We start from the raw sequence: 18066 nt of genomic DNA, 5'->3' as shown, positions 1-18066 counted from the left end.
TCCGTCATGCTCACTGGACCACGACTTCCTTGAACAGCACGGCGCTGACCTGGATCGGGGCGACCGCCGCGTTGACGCGCTTGGTCAGCTCCTCCTTGAGGCGGAAGATGCCGGCCGAACCGTTGAGGTCGGACGGGCGCAGCTCGCGCACATAGGTCTGGAAGATGTCGGTGACGCGCGGCATCGTCGGCTTGATCGCCTCGATCTGCTTCTCTTCCTTCAGCTCCAGCACGATCTTCAACCGCAGATATTGCACGCGCTCGCCGGGCGAACCGGCGAGGTTGACCATCAGGTCGGGAACGTCGACGAAGGCCGGCGGCTTCGGCGGCGGCGCGGCCTCGGCATGATGCTCATCGCCGCTATGACGGAAGAAGAAGAACCAGGTCGCAGCACCGCCGCCGAGCACGGCGAGCGCGCCGACGACCATGATGATGAGCTTGAGCTTGTTCTTCGGCGGAGCGGCTTCCGCGCCATCAGCGGCTGCGCCGCCTTCCTCGTTCTCTGCCATGGTTGCCGCGCCCGTTCATCTCTCAAAGGGGTCGAAAGAGCGAAGCCTCCTGGCAGACAATGACGCGATACGAATGCCCCAGCGCAATGCGCTCCTCTGATGCGCAAACGCTACGGTAATAATGGTTAACGGAATCTTTCGATTGGGCCGCCGCTAGGAAAAATCTGCCGGGCAAACATGGCTAACAGAACCTTTCTGCCGCCTGCTCGCGCCCCTCGAAAGTCGCCAACACATTGAAGTTACGTGATTTTCCTGATTGGCACGGCTTTCGCTGAGACAGGCCCGAGACCGCACGGCTTGGGAGAGCCCGACGGTCTCGGTCACGGGGTCCGCCAAGGCGCTTGGGAGAGCGAAATGGCAGATCCGCTCAGGGGAGATTTCCGATGCAGAACGCGCGTCTGATCGGCTTGTCACGGCAGATGACGTTGGAACGGCAGATGGATGTCATCGCCAACAACGTCGCCAATGCCAACACCAACGGCTTCAAGTCCGACCATTCGCTGTTCGAGGAATATCTGAACTCGAACGCGCGTGAGGACAATTTCATCGGCCGCGACCGCCGGGTCTCCTATGTCCAGGACCGCGGCACCTTCCGCAACATCAGCCAGGGGCCGCTGGAGCCGACCAACAATCCGCTCGACATGGCGATCAACGGCGGCGCCTATTTCGCAGTGCAGGCCAACGGCGGCGAGTTTTATACCCGCGACGGCAAGTTCTCGCTCAACAGCACCGGCCAGCTCGTCACCGCCGACGGCAATCTCGTGCTTGGCAATGCCGGCCCGATCACCTTTCAGCCGACCGACCACGACATCAACGTCGCGCCCGACGGCACCGTCACGGTGCTCGAGGGCACGGCGCGGACCGACTCGATCCGCGGCAAGATCCGCATGGTCTCGTTCGACGATCCGGCCAAGCTGACCAAGCTCGGCGCCAATCTCTATGCCGCCGGCTCGGCGAACCAGCAGCCCGACACCAAGTCCACCCTGCAGCAGGGCTATGTCGAGAAGTCGAACGTGAATGCGGTCGGCGAGATGACCCGCATGGTCGAGGTGATGCGCAGCTACGCCGCGGTCGCCAACCTGCTGCAGCAGCAGAGCGACCTCCATAAATCGGCGATCGAGAAGCTCGCCGACGTTCCGGCCTGATTGAAGGAGAACTGAGATGCAGGCGCTTCACACCGCAGCGACCGGAATGGCGGCACAGGAACTCAACGTTCAGGTGATCTCCAACAACATCGCCAACCTCCGCACCACCGGATTCAAGAAGCAGACGGCGGCGTTCCAGGATCTTATCTACGAGCACGTCCGCCGCGTCGGCGCCCAATCGTCGGACCAGGGCACCATCCTACCGGTCGGCGTCGACATCGGCGGCGGCGTCAAGACCGTCGGCACGCCGCGCAGCATGACGCAAGGCACGCTGTCGCAGACCGGCAACGACCTCGATCTCGCCATCTCGGGCGAGGGCTTCTTCAAGATCCTGATGCCCGACGGCACCTTCCAGTACACCCGCGACGGCACCTTCCAGATGGACAATCAGGGCCGCGTCGTCACCGCGCAGGGCAATCCGGTGCAGCCCACTATCACCATTCCCAACAACGCCTCGGGCATCTCCGTGAGCGAGCAGGGCCAGGTCTCGGTGACGTTGCCGGGCTCAACCACCTCCTCGATCGTCGGCCAGATCGGCGTCACGCGCTTCATCAACAAGGCGGGCCTGCAGCCGGTCGGCAACAACCAGTTCACCGAGACGCCCTCGTCCGGTGCGCCGCAGGACGGCACCGCGAACACCGAAGGCTACGGCAAGCTCACGCAAGGCAGCCTGGAGCAGGCCAATGTCGACGTCGTCTCGGAGATGAGCGACCTGATCGCCGCCCAGCGCGCCTACGAGATGAACGCCAAGGTGATCAGCGCCGCCGACCAGATGATGCAATCGACCACGGCGCTGTTCCGCTGAGGTGATGACGATGATCCGCGCCACCCTCGCCGCCATCTCCATCCTTCTCGCGCTGGCCTTGCCGGCAGCGGCCGCCAACGATTTCATCGCCGCGCCGACGCTGCGCGCGAGCGTCACCGTGACCTCGGACGTGGTGCGGATCGGCGATCTCATCGACCACGCCGGATCGGCCGCGCTGATCCCGGTCTACCGCTCGCCCGATCTCGGCACCACCGGCACGCTGACGGTCGGCCAGGTGCTGTCGGTGCTGCGGGCCAAACAGGTGATCGGCGTCATGACCGGGGACATCAAGGAGGTCCAGGTCACCCGCCTCGCCCGCACGCTCGCGAGCAAGGATATCGAGAACGCCGTCGCCGCGGCGCTCGAGCGCCGCTTCGGCCTCGGAGACGCCGCCAACATCACCATCACGTTCGACCGCAGCGTCGCCGAGATGCGGCTGGACGCCTCCAACAGCGGCGCGCTGCAGCCGGTCGCAACCCGCTATGATGCCCGCAGCGGCCGTTTCGACATCGCCTTCGAGATTGCCAACGACGGCAATGCCGCACCGACCAAGCTGCGCTTCACCGGCACCGCGATCGAGACGGTGGAGGTGGCCGTGCTGACCCGCGACATCGACCGCGCCGAGCTTCTGAAATCTTCCGACCTGTCGTTGGAGCGCCGGCCGAAGGCCGAGGTCACCGGCGAGCCTGCCTCGCGCGACCGCAGCATCGGCATGCAGCTGCGCCGAGCAATGCGCGCGGGCACGCCGATCCGCGCCGCCGACCTCGTCAGGCCCGACTTCGTGGTGCGCGACCAGGCGGTCACCATCATCTACCAGGTGCCCGGCCTTTATCTCACCACGCGCGGCAAGGCGATCGAGAGCGGCGCCGAGGGCGACACCGTCAGCGTGCTCAATCTGCACTCCAAGCGCACGCTGACCGGCATCGTGACCGGCCGCGGCCAGATCACGGTGCAGGGCGCCAGCCAGTCCGCACCGATGGCACCGGCGGTCGAGCAGACCTCGTCGGTCAAGCGCGACCCCGTGCCGGCGGCCGCTGCCTTGGCGCAGAGCCTGGTCCAGGCACCCGCGTCCGCAGCCGAGATCGCCCAAGCCCAGATTCCGCAAGTTCGCCTCTCGCAAGCTCCAGCCAAGTCAGAGTAGATTCATGTCCACGTTCAGTTCGGCCTCCCGCCTTCGTCGCATCGCGATCTCTGCCCTGCTGCTGGCAACTTGCGCATTGGCGAGCGGCTGCTCCTCGATCGACCGCCTGTCGCAGATCGGCGAGCAGCCGAAGCTGTCGGCGATCGACAACCCGACGACGCAGCCCGGCTACAAGCCGGTGCAGATGCCGATGCCCAAGCCCGAGGTCGCCTCCTACAATCCGAACTCGCTGTGGCGCAACGGCAGCCGCGCCTTCTTCAAGGACCAGCGCGCCCGCCAGGTCGGCGATCTCCTGACGGTGGCCGTGAACATCACCGACAAGGCCAACATCGAGAACGACACCTCGCGCAGCCGCAGCAACAAGGAAGATTCCGGGATCACGGACTTCATCGGCTCCCAGACGATCACTCAGGCCAACAAGATCCTCCCCGGCCGCATTCTGACCGCCGACTCGACCTCCTCGAGCGAGGGCAAGGGCAGCGTCGACCGCAAGGAAGCTTTGCAGACCAACGTCGCCGCGGTGGTGACCCAGGTGCTGCCGAACGGCAATTTGGTGGTCGAAGGCAAGCAGGAGATCCGCGTCAACTTCGAAATTCGCGAGCTGATCGTCGCCGGCATCGTCCGCCCCGAAGACATCCAGAGCGACAACACCATCGACTCAACCAAGATCGCCCAGGCCCGCATCGCCTATGGCGGCCGCGGCCAGATCACCGACGTGCAGCAGCCGCGCTACGGCCAGCAGGTCATGGACGTGCTGCTGCCCTTCTAAGCGCCTTCAAGAGCTCCCACATCGTGCTCGCGAACTAAAGGCGCGAACGACGATGTACTACGCGGCCCTCGCTAGCTCCCCTGGCGAGGGCCGCATGTATTTTGCCTGCGCCGCCGAAGCGGCGCAGGCTTCTCTCACAGCAGCATGATCCCGCGTGCTTGCGCCCATCGCTGGAGGATCTTGCACTCCTCGGCAAACGGCGGACGGTTCGCAAACCCGCGAACCTGAACCGCCCTGGAACGGGTATCAAGCTCGATGGTCAGCAGCCGCTGGACGTCACCCGAGGTACGGCGACGGAGCGACCAGATCGAGGCATGCCCGGCAATGCACTTTGTCGCGTAAGTGGCGACGCAGTGACGCATGCTGCGCGTCTCAGCCACGAGATCGGCTGCCGTCCTCAACTGGATCACAACATATTCTTCGCGCTTGGCCCGGTCCTTGGACGACTTTGTCCATGACCAGTCCGCGATCGCTGCACCGAGCCAACGGTCCTCGCTCTGCTCGGGGCCTGCTGCCAGCCCCCGCGCACGGTTTCGCGCCGCCTCGGCGCGACGGCGTGCGGCCTCGATACGAGCAATGGCATCGAGATCGCGATGCCATTCGCGCATCTGCCGCCCAAGCGAGATCAGTGAACGCCCCTTGAGGGTGTACTCTGGATCACGCCGGTGGCAATCGGCGAGGTAGTCATGGAAGTCATCCATGTCCTCGACCGTGGTGGGTTGCGCGCAGAAGAAGCGCACCACCTCGCGCCAGAAGCGATGCTGAGCGCGCTGCGTCTGCGTGATCCTGGTGCGCGCGATCCGCATCGCAACAGCGGGATCGGTCGCATAGGAACGCGCAATCGCCTGCCAGATCGCAGCCTCGAAGCCGACCTTCCCCAACGGATTGAGGAAGGCATGGACCTCCTTGCGAGACAGCCATTCGGCCGCACCGGCGGCGTAGAGCGAACCGCCGCCGGCCGCCACGACATACCATCGCTTGCGCAACATGATCTCGTCGCGGCTCAGTCCCGCGCTGTCGATCCAGATCTGCTCCAGATGCTCAGCGACAGGATAGCGCGCAAAGAGATAGCGGGCGGCGCCAAGACGAAGACGCGCGGCGTCGCGAGTCTTCAGCTGCGGCTTCCATGCCGAAGCATCGCGAAGGACGTTCGCCTCGAAGCCACGCCTGGCCTCTTTGATCGCGTTCTCGAAATCCGGTGGAGGACGCGTCCGCTGCGACACATGCCGCAGCGACAGCTCGTAGGCTTCAACCCGCGCGCGCTCGGCCTCCCGCCGGCGCTGAATCAATGACTGTGCCATTGTCGTTCAACATGATTGGATGACTGTCAGCCGGACGCACTGAGAGCGTCGGCACGGAATGTGTCGATCGCCACAAAGTACTCACGGCTGGTCTCCTCAATTTTGAACGCGCAGGTTGAATGGGACGGGGCTCATAGACCCGATTGCCGGCGGGCGCAAGATGCCTTTGTCGGGATGTGTCAGAAGCTGCGTACTGCGAGGCAGGTCCGCGACATTATTGCAACGCCGCGACAGCACACTCCGCCATTGCGAGCGCAGCGACTTGTCCACCGAAGCCTTGGCGAAGGCGGAAGCAATCCAGAATCCCTCAACGGAGACAGACTGGATTGCTTCGTCGCGAGGGCTCCTCGCAACGACGGAAAAATGAAGGCAGAAGCGTGTGCCCCGTCATCGTCCGCGAAGGCGGACGATCCAGTATTCCGAGACGTCAGTGGTTAAATCGATTCTGCGCGGCGTACTGGATTCCCCGCCTTCGCGGGGAATGACTGCGGAGAGGACCAATGCCCCTCACGTAAACTCCGCCTCCACCACGCCGAGCCCGTCCAGCTCCATCCGCACCTTGTCGCCGGCCTTCAGCCACAGCGTCTTCACCAGGCTGCCGGTGAGCACGAGCTGCCCCGCGTGCAGCCCCTTGCCCTCGGCGGCGAGATGGTTGGCCAGCCAGGCGAGCGCGTTGTGGGGATGGCCGAGCACGTCCGCACCGGTGCCGTGGCTGACCTCCTCGCCGTTGACGATGGCGCGGCCCTTGACCGCCTTGAGGTCCGGCACCGACGAGCGCGGGACCGATGGGCCCAGCACGCAGCCGGCGGCAAAGAAATCGTCGGCGATCAAGGTCGGCGCGCCCATCGTCTCCCATTTCACGTAGCGGTCGTCGACGATCTCGATCGCCGGATGATAGGACTCGACCGCCTCGCCGACCCATTCGGCCGTGAACGGCGCTTCGCCGGCGGCAAGGTCCCGCTTCAGCCGCACCGCGATCTCGCATTCGACCCCGACCCGGACATAATTGGAGGCGGCGAGCTTGGCGCCGTTGTCATGGACGCCCTTCTGGAACACGCCGCCGCCGCAAGGGTGCGGGATGCCGATATAGTCCTGCATCACCTGGCTGGTGCAGCCGATCTTGTAGCCGACGAGCGGACCGACATGCGGCAGCAGCAGATCGTGCAGGGTGCGCTGGACCTGATAGCCCTCGGCTTCGTCCGCAGGGGGGCGCTCCAGCGCCGCGAGCGGGGCGTGGTTGCGACGCGCCAGCGCGATCGCCTTTGCGGCTTCGAGAATCTTGTCCATCGGCGCCGCCTCCCACGCTACGCAGTCCAAGGCGGCACTTCAGCATCCCCGCCCCGGCCTGACAAGCGCGGGTGGCGTGCCCTCACCCCTTGACGAGGCCGAGCCGGATCAGGCTCTCGGCGGTCGCAAGGATCGCCTCCTCATTGGAGCGCGCCTGCCAGCCGAGCAGCGACTTGGCCTTGGCGCTGGTGGAATGCCTGACTTTTCCGAGCATCGGCACGACCGCACGCAGCAGCGGAATCCGGCGCGCGGCCAGCCGCACCAGCCAGTCCGGCGCCTGGAGCCACGGAACCCGGCGCGCCCGCGGCCCGAGTTCCCGCCGCAGCACGCGGGCGATGTCGAGGATCGACATCGTCTCGCCGGAGACCGCGATGAAGCGCTCGCCTTTCGCCTCCGGCGCAGTCATCGCCCGCAGGTGCAGCTCGGCGACGTCGCGGACGTCGACCACGCCGAAATAGACCCGCGGCACGGCCGGCATGGCGCCGTCGAGCAGCGATCTGACGATCTCGATCGAGCCGGAAAAGTCCGGCCCCAGCACGGGCCCGAAAATGCCGGCGGGGTTGATCACCGACAGCTCCAGCCCATCGCCCTCGCGCGCGACGAAATCCCAAGCCGCCCGCTCGGCCAGCGTCTTGGACTTGACGTAGGGTTGGCCGTCGACACCGGCGAGATTGGTCCATTCGGTCTCATCGAACGGCTTGTCGCGCGGCGGATGGCCATAGCCGATCGCGCCCAGCGACGAGGTGATGACGACTCTCTTGACACCGGCCGCGCGCGCGGCCCGGAGCACCCGGATCGTTCCGTCGCGGGCGGGGATGATCATCTCGTTCTCGTCCGTGGGGACGGTGGTCGAGAGCGGGGACGCCACGTGGAGAACGTAGTCGCAGCCCGCGACCGCCGCCGCCCAACCGTCGTCCCGGGTCAGATCGGCGGTGACGAAGGCCACGCTCTCGGGCGTCGCCGCCCCGCCCTCGCGCAGCATGGCGAGCACATCGGCTTGGCGCTCCGGCCGTCGCACCGTCGTCCGCACGGCATGGCCGGCGGCCAGAAGTTGCAGGACGACATGGATGCCGACGAAGCCCGACCCGCCGGTGACCAGAACAGTGCTCATGACCCGCATTCCCCTCAAACTGGAGATCCTGTTTGCGCTGATGAACGGCGCGGTCGTTTCGGCGCCTTGCGTCGATCGGCGGCATCACCCAGCACATGCTGACCACGCAGCTGCGCGAGCTCGAGCAGGACGGCCTCGTGTCGCGCACTGTCTTCGCGGAAAAGCCGTTGAGGGTGGAGTACGAGCTGACCGATGCGGCCCACGGCCTGTTGTTGGCGTTTAAGGAAATATTGAGCTGGTCCAGGCTTTATGGGAATGCCCGTCTCGAGACGTCGCAGCAGGCCTGATTGCAGCGATGCTTGATGCAGCTGGATCAGCGTCTCAACTTCAGAGTCGATCTCGTTGATGCGACTCGCAAAATCTCCCGCACCTGAAGTGAAGGCTGTTTCTCATCCGAACTCACGTGAGCTCGGAGCAATCCGGTCTAGCCCGTTGATCGCGATTCACTTTTCGCGATCGCGCTGTCGCCATGGTGGGCGCGACGGCAAGCTGTGGGCAATATGCGGAGCATGGCGCGAAATGGCGCCCTGCGTCCAAAAACAAAGAGCCGCATCTCTGCGGCTCGGACCTTATTCGTCGCGATAGACCTTCTCGCGTTTCTCGTGGCGCTCCTGCGCTTCCACCGAGAGCGTCGCGATGGGCCGGGCCTCGAGCCGCTTCAACGAGATCGGCTCGCCGGTTTCCTCGCAATAGCCGTAGGTGTTGTCCTCGATACGCTGGAGCGCGGCATCGATCTTGGCGATCAATTTGCGCTGGCGGTCGCGGGCGCGGAGTTCGATGGCACGGTCGGTTTCGGACGAGGCCCGATCGGCGAGATCGGGGTGGTTCACGTTCTCCTCCTGCAGAGCCTGCAGGGTGAGCTTGGATTCTTTGAGGATCTCATCCTTCCAGGCGAGGAGCTTCAAACGGAAGTACTCCTTCTGCCGGTCGTTCATGAAAGGCTCTTTGTCGGTCGGTCGGTAGTTTTTCAACTTTTCCAAGGGAGGCCTATCTTCTTAAGCAACGACTCGCGGACGGACCGGGGTCCGTTGAGCCGGGCCTTATATAGTGGCCTCCCGTGACAGACAATATTTCCCTCACCGCCCGATCCGCGCCCCCAAGCCCTTGCACAGGAAGGTTTATCCTTGAGGGCTTGGAGGCAGCTGGCCGCCCTTAATAGCCGACCGTGAAGCGCTGCTTCAGGTGGGCCGGCTTTTCGATCTCGTCGGCGAGCGCAATGGCGTAGTCGGCGAAGGTGATCCAGCTCTTGCCGTTCGCATCTGCGAGAAGCTGGTCGGTCCCGAGCCGGAACTTGCCGGTGCGCTCCCCCTCCTCGAACAGCGCCGAGGGCGAGATGAAGGTCCAGTTCAGGTCCTTTTCCTGCCGCAGCAGGTCCAGGAAGGCCGAGCCCGCCTCCGCTTCGGCCTTGTAGTGGGCCGGAAAATTGGGAGTCGTGACCAGCTTCACGCCTGGGGCAACCTCGAGGCTCCCGGCGCCGCCCACCACGAGGTAGCGACCGACCTTGGAGTCCTTCGCCGCACCGATCAGCTTGAGCGGATCACTGGCCAGGAAGTGCACGGAACTCACGGCGACGTCGTGACCGGCCCACAGCTTGGCGAGGCCCGCCTGGTCGAGCACATCCCCCTTGGTTGGCGTGACGTTCGGCAGGGCCGCAATCTTTTCCGGGTTCCGGGCGATGGCCGTGACCGTGTGGCCGCGGCGGGACAGTTCCCTGGTGATCTCCGACCCCGCCCGGCCCGAGGCGCCGGCGACTGCGATTTTCATGGAAGGCTCCTTTGCTTCTATGGTAACTGACAGAGACTAGATATCGCAAAGAATGCTGGTGTTAAGAGAGCACTTTGTGCTTACCTGATTACGCTGAGGTAACTGATCGCGTACAACCGGCACGCGGATGCCAAGCAACGGTATGGATTTCCGAGAACCGACGATGAAACCCGACGTCTACGCAGCGAACTGCCCCACCCGCCAAATCCTCGATCGCGTCGGCGACAAATGGGCGGTGCTGATCCTCTTGCTCCTGCGCGAGGAGCCGATGCGCTTCAATCAATTGCGCCGCACGATTGAAGGCATCTCGCAGAAGATGCTGAGCCAGGTGCTCAAGTCGCTCGAACGCGACGGCCTGATCAGGCGCCGCGCCATCGCGACCGTGCCAGTGACGGTGGAATATTCGATCACCCAGCTCGGCCTGACACTGGCGGCGGCTGTGGATCCCTTACGCGATTGGGCCGAGCAAAATCTGAAAGACGTGCTCGCCGCCCAGCGCCGCTATGATGCGCAGTTGAAGGAGGAAGCGGCGTAAGAGCCTCCGTGACTACGCCTGCCCGGCCTTCGCCAGTTCGACCTCGACCCGCAGCTCGATCTCGGAGAGCACCGCATCGAGACCGGCATCGCCTGAGGACGATTTCAGGTGGGCCGCCGCATCACGCAGCCGCATCACGGTCGAGGCGTCGAGATTGCCGGACAACAGGCCCATCTTGAGATCGTCGAGCACGTCGAGCGCAGTCCTGCCGCGGGCGACCGAGCGCTTGCGGCGCTCGACCGGATCCTCCTCGACACCCTGCAACGCTAGCAGCGCATCGATGTTGGCGGCCGCCTTCGGTGCGGCAGCGCTCCGCGTCTCCTGCGCAGATGAGGTGTCGGGCAGCACGAAACTGCCGGAGCCCGTCCGCTTGGCCTGGCTGGCCGGCGTGCCAAGCGTCGTACCGTTGGGTCCGTAGATGCGCATCGGAAAGAATCCGGGTGATCGATGCCTCACCTTCGCTGTCTTATGGTTAACGGTGCGTAAACGGCCCGGCAAAATCTGCCGACAGGCGGCAGTTTCGCTCCTCAGGGCGAACCAGTGCTGATAGCGGACGCAACAGATTTATTCAAGCTATTCAGCCACCTAGCTCGCCACCAGGCGTTGGCACAGCGCTCGCAAGGAAAGCGCCGGACCAGCTCGTCATGGGAGTGTCGTGCAAGTCCTGTCCGATTTGCGGAGCCTTTTCTAGGGGCCTTGGGGAGCAGAGATGCCAGGCGTTCGTTGGGTGAGGATTGTTGGGTTGGCCTGCGCCGCGCTGTCGGCGCTGGCGCTGTCGGTCACCTCGGCGGCGGCGACCTCGCGCATCAAGGACCTCGCCAATATCGAGGGCGTGCGGCAGAACCAGCTCATCGGTTATGGCCTCGTCGTCGGCCTCAACGGCACCGGCGACACGCTCAACAACATCCCCTTCACCAAGCAGTCGCTGCAGGCGATGCTCGAGCGCATGGGCGTCAATATCCGCGGCGCCACCATCCGCACCGGCAACGTCGCCGCCGTCATGGTCACGGGCAACCTGCCGGCCTTCGCCACTCAGGGCACGCGCATGGACGTCACGGTGTCCGCGCTCGGCGACGCCAAGAACCTCCAGGGCGGCACCCTGCTGGTCACCCCCCTGCTCGGCGCCGACGGCAACGTCTATGCGGTGGCGCAGGGCTCGCTCGCGATCTCCGGCTTCCAGGCCGAGGGCGAGGCCGCCAAGATCGTGCGCGGCGTGCCGACGGTGGGACGCATCGCCAACGGCGCCATCATCGAGCGCGAGATCGAGTTCGCGCTCAACCGGCTGCCGAACGTCCGCCTGGCGCTGCGCAACCCCGACTTCACCACCGCCAAGCGCATCGCGGCCGCAATCAACGACTATCTCGGCGTCAAGACCGCCGAGCCGATCGATCCCTCGACGGTGCAGCTGTCGATCCCGCCCGAGTTCAAGGGCAACGTCGTCGCTTTCCTCACCGAGATCGAGCAGCTCCAGGTCGACCCTGATCTCGCCGCCAAGATCGTCATCGACGAACGCAGCGGCATCATCGTGATGGGCCGCGACGTCCGCGTCGCCACCGTCGCGGTGGCGCAGGGCAACCTCACGGTCACCATCTCCGAGAGCCCGCAAGTGAGCCAGCCCAATCCGCTGTCACGCGGCCGCACCGTGGTCGCGCCGCGCAGCAGCGTCACCGTCACCGAGGACGGCAAGAAGCTGGCGCTCGTCAAGGACGGCGTCTCGCTCCAGCAGCTCGTCGACGGCCTCAACGGCCTCGGCATCGGCCCCCGCGACATGATCAGCATCCTCCAGGCGATCAAGGCCGCCGGCGCCATCGAAGCCGACATCGAGGTGATGTGATGCAGACCAGCGCGATCAACACCCCGCGCCTCGCCACCAGTTCGGCCTTCTCGGTCGAGAGCCGGAACGGCCGGCCGGACTTCGAGCTCGCCGCCGCGCTGCAAAAGGTCTCGCCGCAGCAACAGGCCAAGGCCCAGAAGACCGCCACCGACTTCGAGGCAATGTTCCTCAACAGCATGTTCGCGCAGATGACCTCGGGCCTGAAAGGCGAAGGCCCGTTCGGCGACACGCCCGGCACCGGCGTATGGCGCTCGATGCTGACCGAGCAATATTCCAAGAACTTCGCCCAGGCCGGCGGCGTCGGCATCGCCAGCGACGTCTACCGTACCCTCATCCTGCAGCAGGCGAAAACGATCCGCACGGCATAAGGTCAAACGAGATGAACCATTTCAACGCCTCACGTCAGCCGATGCAGGCCCAGCGCCCGGGCAGCGCGCCCGTCAGCAGCGAGGCGCGCAAGCTCGCCGAAGGCCTAATGGACGCGATGAGCGCCCTGCTCGGATTGATCGACCGCGAGACAGAGCTCGTCCGCGCCGGCAAGGTCCGCGAGGCGATGACGCTCGAGGGCAAGAAGCAGGAATTGTCGCGCAGCTACGTCAGCGCAGTCGGCCAGCTGAAGGCAAACCAGGACCAGCTCGCGAAGTCCGCGCCGGAGCTCCTCTCGACGCTGCATCGCCACCACGATGCGTTCCGCGCGATGCTCCAGGTCAATCTCACCGTGCTCGCGACCGCGCACGCGGTTTCCGAAAGCGTCGTGCGCGGCGTCAACGCCGAGATCCAGAAGCGCAACGTGCCGAACACCTATACCGCCGCCGGGCGCAGCGCAGCGCCAGGTCCGCGCCATATCACGCCGCTTGCGGTCAGCCGCTCGCTCTGAGCAGCACGAGAACAACCGACAATTTTAGGAAAAACCGCGCGGCGATGGCGTCGCGCGGTTAGGCATGTTTCCTTACCGGGTGTTCAGTCCTGGTGTTCCATGCTTGCGTGATTAGAGGGGTTGGGATTTGACTCACGTAAGGCAACCAGGAGGCTGCCATGAGTACAGATTTCAGCATCAGGCCGGTGGGGATCCCGGCCCCCGTGCAGATCGTACCGACGTCGAATTCGGCGGCGAACGAGGCTGTGCAAACTGATCTTCCGGTGAGGCAAACGGTCGCCGCGAGCGATACGAGCGCGCCGGTGCGCAATGATTTGCCGAACCACGAGAACATCTCGCGCCAGGTCGTCTTCGACCAGGCGGCCGCGTCCTTCGTCTTTCAGGTCGTCAACGACAAGACCGACACGGTGGTGAACCAGTTCCCTGACGAGGCGATGCTCCGCCGGCGTGCCTATTTCCACGCACTGGACATGAAGTCCGAGCCCTCGCGTCCGCTCAGCACGGATCTCAGCGCCTAACGATCACGCGATCGATGCCGATGTTTCTACTCTGCGTCTGGCCGTCATCGGTCAGCGCGGAGTTCGCGTGCCGAGGCAAGACCACTGGCCGCGATCAGCTCCTGCCTAAATTGCGAGTTTCGCCGATGTGCTCGTGATGCGACCATCACGAATTCCGTCACGGCCGTCCGGACAGCCCTGCCGCGATATTGCGGTTGATCTCGATCAGCGGACGGAAGTGATCGAACTGCGGGCTCATCTGCAGCGCGGCGGTCTGGCTCAACACGAACACGCTGATGTTGGCGATCTTCTGCCGGACGTCGATCGGCTGCGGATTGCTGTCGCGCATCGCCTCGCTCAGGAAGATGGTCCAGAGCTTGCGGTTGAACATCAGGGCCTGCATGGTCTGCTCGCTGAGCGGATCGGCGTTGTTCACCGCGTCCTGGAGCTTGTTGGCGGCCTTGAGCAGAGTCTGCGCCTCGATGTCGCGAGGAGATGCGGTGGTGGTTGCAACACGCGCATAAGCCGAGGCAGCGGAATTCGACATCAATCACACCCTGGAGGTTACCTAGCGCGTTGTACGCGCTTAAGGATTTCTTTCCCAACCCTAGGCAGCACCGCTTAAGATTTGCTTACGTATCGTGCTTGGAAGTACTCCGCAGAATTACGGGGCACGGAGTCCTTCGTCAGCGCAACGCTAGATCTACGCACGCACGATGTAAACTCGCCTGGCGTGATGCGCGTCGATCTCGGCTAATCTCGTCTTAGCGATCTTCCTCAAAAGAACGGCGGAGCATCAGCTCCGCCGCGTAATCTCGAATAGCGAAGTTGCGCTGCGGAATTAGCGGAGCAGCTGCAGCACGCTCTGTTGCGACTGGTTGGCCAGCGACAGCGCGGAGACCGCGATCGACTGGCGCGTCGACAGCGCCTGGCTGTTCGCCGCTTCCTCGTTGGTGTCGGCGAGCGTCAGGTTGGCTGAGCCGGTCTGCAGCACGTTGATCAGGTTCTTGGAGAAGTCCTGACGCACCTGCACGATCGACAGGTTCGAACCGAGCGTGGAGCCTTGCGAACGCAACGTGCTCGAGGCCGCGTTCAGGCTGGCCAGCACCCTGTTGGTGGCACCGTTGTCGATGAAATCGACGCCGTTGACGAGATTGCTGAGACCGAGGCCCGCCGCATTGAACACCACGCCGTTGATGCTCAGCGTGGAGCTGCCGGTCTCGTTGAAGACCAGCTTCAGCGTGTCGCCATTGAGCAGGTTGACGCCGTTGAAGGAGGAGTCCTGCGAGGTCGTGTCGATCTGGGCCAGAATGTTGTTGAACTGGTTGACCAGGTTGGAGCGCGCGGTCTGCGCCACGGGATCCTGGACCGGCGGCTGCGCGGTGGTGAAGGCGAGAACGCCGGTGATCGTGCCGCCGACCGCGCCGCCCGCGATCGTCGAGCCGAGCGTCGAAGAGGCGTATTCATTGACGGTGGTCACCGTGAGCACGCCGTTGGCATCGATCGTGGCCGTCAGGTGATTGGCCTGAAGCTGCGCGTTGAGTTGGTCAAGCGTCTTGACGGTGCCGTTGGTGCCGTCGCCGAAGGTGACGTTGACAGGCGTGCCGCCGTTGAAGGAGGTGAAGGTCAGGGTCTTGCCGCTGATGCCGCCGACGCCCGAAGTGCGCGCCGCGGTGAAGGCCGTCGCCGTTCCCGTGTTGCCGCTGAGGCCGAAGGCGCTGAGCGCATTGCCGGTGCCGGTGATCGACAGGTCGGCATTGATGCCGGTCGAGAGCGCAAGCTGACCGCTGCTGTTGACCGACGACGGGATCTGGCCCGCGGTGGTCGAGATGGTTGCCGCGCCGTTGAAGATGCTGGCGGTCTTGACGCCGGTGGCGAGGTCGACCGCGTTAAGCAGATCGGTCAGCGTCGCGCTCTGGATGTAGACCGTCGAGTTACCGTTGCCGTCTGTGACGACGTTGCCGCTGACGCCATAGCCGGTGGCCACGCTCGCTGTCGATTGCGGCGTCTGCGCGTTCTTGAAGGTGATGGTCTTGCCGCCGATGTTCAGCGTCGAGCCGTCCTGGACCAGGGTGCCGAGCGAACCCGCGGTCGTCGAGCGGTTCGCGGTCACGTTCGCGTTGCCCGCGCCGGTCGCGGACGTCAGGCCGAGTGCTTTGAGGAAGTCGGCCTTGCCCGTCACGCTCAGATCGGCGCCGGTCGAACTCTTCAGCGTCACCGCGCCACCACCCGAGATGGACGATGCTACCTGAAGCGTGCCGACAGGGCCGGCCGAGCCGCTGACCGCGAATGTCGCCGCGCCTGCGCTGATGGTTGCGGTCTTGACGCCGCTGGCGAGGTCGATGGCGGTGAGGACGTCGTTGACGGTCGCTAGGGGCGCCGCCGCCGTTCCCTGATAAATGATCGAATTGCCGTTGCCATCGGTGGCGATGTGCCCGCTGGCGTCGAGGCCCCAGCCGGTCGGCTGGGCGCTCGGAGCAACGCCGGTGCGGAAGGTGATGGTCTTGCCGTTCACCGTGATGGTGTCGCCGTCCGCGGGCGGCGTGCCGAAGGTGGTCGATGCCGTGGTGCCGACCAGCGTCGCCGTGCCGGACAGCGCGGTGGTGCCGTCGGCCGCGAGCGCGGCCGTACCTGTGAAGGTGCCGGCGCTCGAACCGAGCGAGGCGCCGAGTGCGGCAGTTCCCGTGACCGGGGTCACGCCGCCGGCCGCGCCGGTATAGAGCACGTTGCTCTTCGCGGTCGCACTCGCATAGGAGGTCGTGCCGCGCAGGTCGGCCGGGGTCGCGCCGGGAATCGTGGTGGAGACGTTCGACTTGGTGGAATAGCCGACCGTGGTCTGCAGCGCCTGGTTGGCGATCGACTTGGCGCTGTCGATCAGTTTCTGCAGCGAGGTGATGCCTGTGTTGGCGGCCTGCAACACCTGGACGCCGTTATTGATGCCGTCGAGCAGGTTGCTGATGTCGCTCGCCCGGTTGTCCAGCCCCTGCGCCGTGAAGAAGTTGGTGGGATTGTCGAGCGCCGTGTTGACCTTCTTGCCGGTCGACAGCCGCTCCTGCGTCGTGGCCAGCAAGTCGGCCGTCGACTGCAGCGACAACAGGTTCTGGCGAACTGACGCCGAGAGAACGATGTTGGACATTGGCGAGTCTTCCTCTTGAACCGGATACGAATCGGCCGCGCGGGCTGGAAAGCCGGCCTTTTGTCCAGTTTTACGAGGTGTCCTTTAAAGTATGGTTAACGGCGGTTTAAGGGATAGGGTTAACCGCCGATGAACGCCCCTGCCCGCCCCCGGACGCAAAGAAAAAGCGGCGGGACCAAGGCCCCGCCGCTCGATTTTAGTCAGTGATTTCAGCCGCTTGTTAGCGGAGCAGCTGCAGCACGCTCTGCTGCGACGTGTTGGCCAGCGACAGCGCCGAGACCGCGATCGACTGGCGGGTCGACAGCGCCTGGCTGTTGGCCGCCTCGACATTGGTGTCGGCCAGCGTCAGGTTGGACGAGCCGGTCTGCAGCACGTTGATCAGGTTCTTGTTGAAGTCCTGACGGATCTGCACCACCGAGAGGTTCGAGCCGAGGCTCGAGGCCTGCGAGCGCAGCGTGCTCGATGCGGCGTTGAGGTTGGTCAGCACCCGGTTGGCGGCGGCGTTGTCGATGAAGTCGACGCCGACCGTCAGCGAGGCGAGGCCGAGACCCTTGGAATTGTAGGTCACGCCCGTGATGTTCAGGCTCGACTTGGCGGTCTCGTCGAACACCAGCTTGAGCTGGTCGCCGTTCAAGAGGTTGACGCCGTTGAACGAGGAGTCCTGCGCGGTGGTGTCGATCTGGTTCAGGATATTGTTGAACTGAGTCACCAGATTGGCACGCGCCGTCTGGGCAACGCCATCCTGGACGGGCGTGGAAGCCGTCGAGAAGGTCAGCGCCGAGGTCAGCGTGCCACCGATCGCACCGCCCGCCGCCGTCGAACCGAGCGTGGAGGACGCATAGTCGTTGGAGGCGGTGATGGTCAGCAGGCCGTTGGCGTCGATCGTTGCGGACAGGTTGTTGGCCTGCAGCTTGGTGTTGAGCTGATCGAGCGTCTTGACCGTGCCGTTGGTGCCGTCGCCGAAGGTGACGTTGACCGCCGTGCCGCCGTTGAAGGAGGTGAAGGTCAAGGTCTTGCCGGCGATGCCGCCGATGCCGGAGGTGCGGGCCGCGGTGAATGCGGTGGCGCTGCCGGTGTTGCCGGCGAGGCCGAACACGTTCAGCGCGTTGCCTGTGCCGGTGATCGACAGGTCGGCGTTGATGCCGGTGGCGATCTTGAGCTGGCCTGACGAGTTGATCGACGATTTCGACTGGCCCGAGGCGGCCGCAAACGTCGCGGTGCCGTTGGCTGCGATGGTCGCGGTCTGCACGCCGGTGGCAAGGTCGATCGCGTTCAGCACGTCGGCAACCGTGCCGGCCTGCAGATAGACGGTCGAATTGCCGTCGCCGTCGGTGACGACCGCACCGCTCGCGCCGG

Annotated in this window: 19 protein-coding genes and 1 pseudogene; 10 read left to right on the top strand and 10 right to left on the bottom strand. The window is 64.8% G+C overall.

Translation table 11 applies throughout. The features are described 5' to 3' along the window. Positions 1–10: 10 nt before the first annotated feature. A complete protein-coding gene (fliL, locus tag I6F12_RS19250) occupies positions 11–508 on the bottom strand; it encodes a flagellar basal body-associated protein FliL (RefSeq protein ID WP_036027917.1) in 498 nt (165 codons plus the stop codon). Positions 509–891: 383 nt separating this feature from the next. Here fliL and flgF point away from each other — a divergent pair, with 383 nt between their 5' ends. From flgF to flgH, 4 genes are read left to right on the top strand one after another with little or no spacing between them, the layout of a single operon-like run. Continuing rightward, positions 892–1653, top strand: a complete 762-nt coding sequence (gene flgF / locus I6F12_RS19245) for a flagellar basal-body rod protein FlgF (RefSeq protein ID WP_128264476.1) — start codon at positions 892–894, stop codon at positions 1651–1653. 16 nt (positions 1654–1669) lie between these two features. Next, positions 1670–2458 (top strand): flagellar basal-body rod protein FlgG, encoded by a 789-nt coding sequence (flgG, locus tag I6F12_RS19240; protein WP_036013098.1) that lies wholly within the window; start codon positions 1670–1672, stop codon positions 2456–2458. Positions 2459–2468: 10 nt separating this feature from the next. Beyond that, positions 2469–3599 carry a flagellar basal body P-ring formation chaperone FlgA gene (gene flgA, locus I6F12_RS19235; protein ID WP_225157023.1) on the top strand — a complete coding sequence of 377 codons (1131 nt, stop codon included), beginning with the start codon at positions 2469–2471 and terminating at the stop codon, positions 3597–3599. A gap of 4 nt (positions 3600–3603) precedes the next feature. After that, the gene (gene flgH, locus I6F12_RS19230; RefSeq protein ID WP_025037386.1) at positions 3604–4368 is read left to right on the top strand and encodes a flagellar basal body L-ring protein FlgH; all 765 of its coding nucleotides are present in this window, start codon (positions 3604–3606) and stop codon (positions 4366–4368) included. 134 nt (positions 4369–4502) lie between these two features. Here the strand turns inward: flgH and I6F12_RS19225 are convergent, their stop codons facing one another. The 3 genes from I6F12_RS19225 to I6F12_RS19215 form a co-directional block, all read right to left on the bottom strand. Beyond that, a complete protein-coding gene (locus I6F12_RS19225) occupies positions 4503–5669 on the bottom strand; it encodes a PcfJ domain-containing protein (protein ID WP_225157022.1) in 1167 nt (388 codons plus the stop codon). Positions 5670–6176: 507 nt separating this feature from the next. Beyond that, the gene (locus tag I6F12_RS19220; RefSeq protein WP_036027921.1) at positions 6177–6956 is read right to left on the bottom strand and encodes a fumarylacetoacetate hydrolase family protein; all 780 of its coding nucleotides are present in this window, start codon (positions 6954–6956) and stop codon (positions 6177–6179) included. An 82-nt stretch (positions 6957–7038) separates the two neighbouring features. Further along, positions 7039–8067, bottom strand: coding sequence for an aldehyde reductase (locus tag I6F12_RS19215; RefSeq protein ID WP_225157021.1), 1029 nt, complete (start codon positions 8065–8067; stop codon positions 7039–7041). Between I6F12_RS19215 and I6F12_RS37335 the strand changes: the two are divergent. Next, a pseudogene (locus I6F12_RS37335) lies at positions 8024–8354 on the top strand (helix-turn-helix domain-containing protein). The gene I6F12_RS19215 and the pseudogene I6F12_RS37335 overlap by 44 nt on opposite strands. Positions 8355–8636: 282 nt before the next feature. Here the strand turns inward: I6F12_RS37335 and dksA are convergent. Both dksA and I6F12_RS19200 read right to left on the bottom strand, forming a co-directional pair. Beyond that, the gene (gene dksA, locus I6F12_RS19205; RefSeq protein ID WP_085966600.1) at positions 8637–9002 is read right to left on the bottom strand and encodes an RNA polymerase-binding protein DksA; all 366 of its coding nucleotides are present in this window, start codon (positions 9000–9002) and stop codon (positions 8637–8639) included. 217 nt (positions 9003–9219) lie between these two features. After that, positions 9220–9831 (bottom strand): NAD(P)-dependent oxidoreductase, encoded by a 612-nt coding sequence (locus tag I6F12_RS19200; protein WP_225157020.1) that lies wholly within the window; start codon positions 9829–9831, stop codon positions 9220–9222. A 163-nt stretch (positions 9832–9994) separates the two neighbouring features. On the opposite strand from I6F12_RS19200, the gene I6F12_RS19195 reads away from it, so the two are divergent. After that, positions 9995–10366: a helix-turn-helix domain-containing protein gene (locus tag I6F12_RS19195; protein ID WP_025037390.1), complete on the top strand. Its 372-nt coding sequence runs from the start codon at positions 9995–9997 to the stop codon at positions 10364–10366. Between the two features lie 12 nt (positions 10367–10378). On the opposite strand, the gene I6F12_RS19190 is transcribed toward I6F12_RS19195, so the two are convergent. After that, positions 10379–10792, bottom strand: coding sequence for a flagellar assembly protein FliX (locus I6F12_RS19190; protein WP_036027923.1), 414 nt, complete (start codon positions 10790–10792; stop codon positions 10379–10381). A gap of 283 nt (positions 10793–11075) precedes the next feature. On the opposite strand from I6F12_RS19190, the gene I6F12_RS19185 reads away from it, so the two are divergent. The 4 genes from I6F12_RS19185 (at position 11076) to I6F12_RS19170 (ending at position 13595) form a co-directional block, all read left to right on the top strand. Beyond that, positions 11076–12200, top strand: coding sequence for a flagellar basal body P-ring protein FlgI (locus I6F12_RS19185; protein ID WP_036027924.1), 1125 nt, complete (start codon positions 11076–11078; stop codon positions 12198–12200). Then, positions 12200–12568: a flagellar assembly peptidoglycan hydrolase FlgJ gene (gene flgJ, locus I6F12_RS19180; RefSeq protein ID WP_036013115.1), complete on the top strand. Its 369-nt coding sequence runs from the start codon at positions 12200–12202 to the stop codon at positions 12566–12568. Before I6F12_RS19185 ends, flgJ begins: the two co-directional genes overlap by 1 nt. Positions 12569–12579: 11 nt before the next feature. Beyond that, positions 12580–13077 carry a hypothetical protein gene (locus I6F12_RS19175; RefSeq protein ID WP_225157019.1) on the top strand — a complete coding sequence of 166 codons (498 nt, stop codon included), beginning with the start codon at positions 12580–12582 and terminating at the stop codon, positions 13075–13077. Between the two features lie 158 nt (positions 13078–13235). Beyond that, positions 13236–13595, top strand: a complete 360-nt coding sequence (locus I6F12_RS19170) for a hypothetical protein (protein ID WP_036027927.1) — start codon at positions 13236–13238, stop codon at positions 13593–13595. A gap of 157 nt (positions 13596–13752) precedes the next feature. Here I6F12_RS19170 and flaF read toward each other — a convergent pair whose 3' ends face one another. From flaF to I6F12_RS19155, 3 genes are all read right to left on the bottom strand, one after another. Continuing rightward, a complete protein-coding gene (flaF, locus tag I6F12_RS19165; protein WP_018642830.1) occupies positions 13753–14121 on the bottom strand; it encodes a flagellar biosynthesis regulator FlaF in 369 nt (122 codons plus the stop codon). A 294-nt stretch (positions 14122–14415) separates the two neighbouring features. Further along, positions 14416–16710 carry a DUF1522 domain-containing protein gene (locus tag I6F12_RS19160; protein ID WP_036043756.1) on the bottom strand — a complete coding sequence of 765 codons (2295 nt, stop codon included), beginning with the start codon at positions 16708–16710 and terminating at the stop codon, positions 14416–14418. A 220-nt stretch (positions 16711–16930) separates the two neighbouring features. Further along, positions 16931–18066: DUF1522 domain-containing protein (locus I6F12_RS19155; RefSeq protein ID WP_225157018.1), on the bottom strand; the 1136-nt coding region annotated here is incomplete at its 5' end.

It is taken from the genome of Bradyrhizobium sp. IC4059 (assembly GCF_020193615.1).
GTDB lineage: Bacteria > Pseudomonadota > Alphaproteobacteria > Rhizobiales > Xanthobacteraceae > Bradyrhizobium > Bradyrhizobium yuanmingense.
The sequence above is the reverse complement of the archived record's forward strand: the minus strand, read 5'-3'. Positions and strand labels throughout refer to the sequence as shown.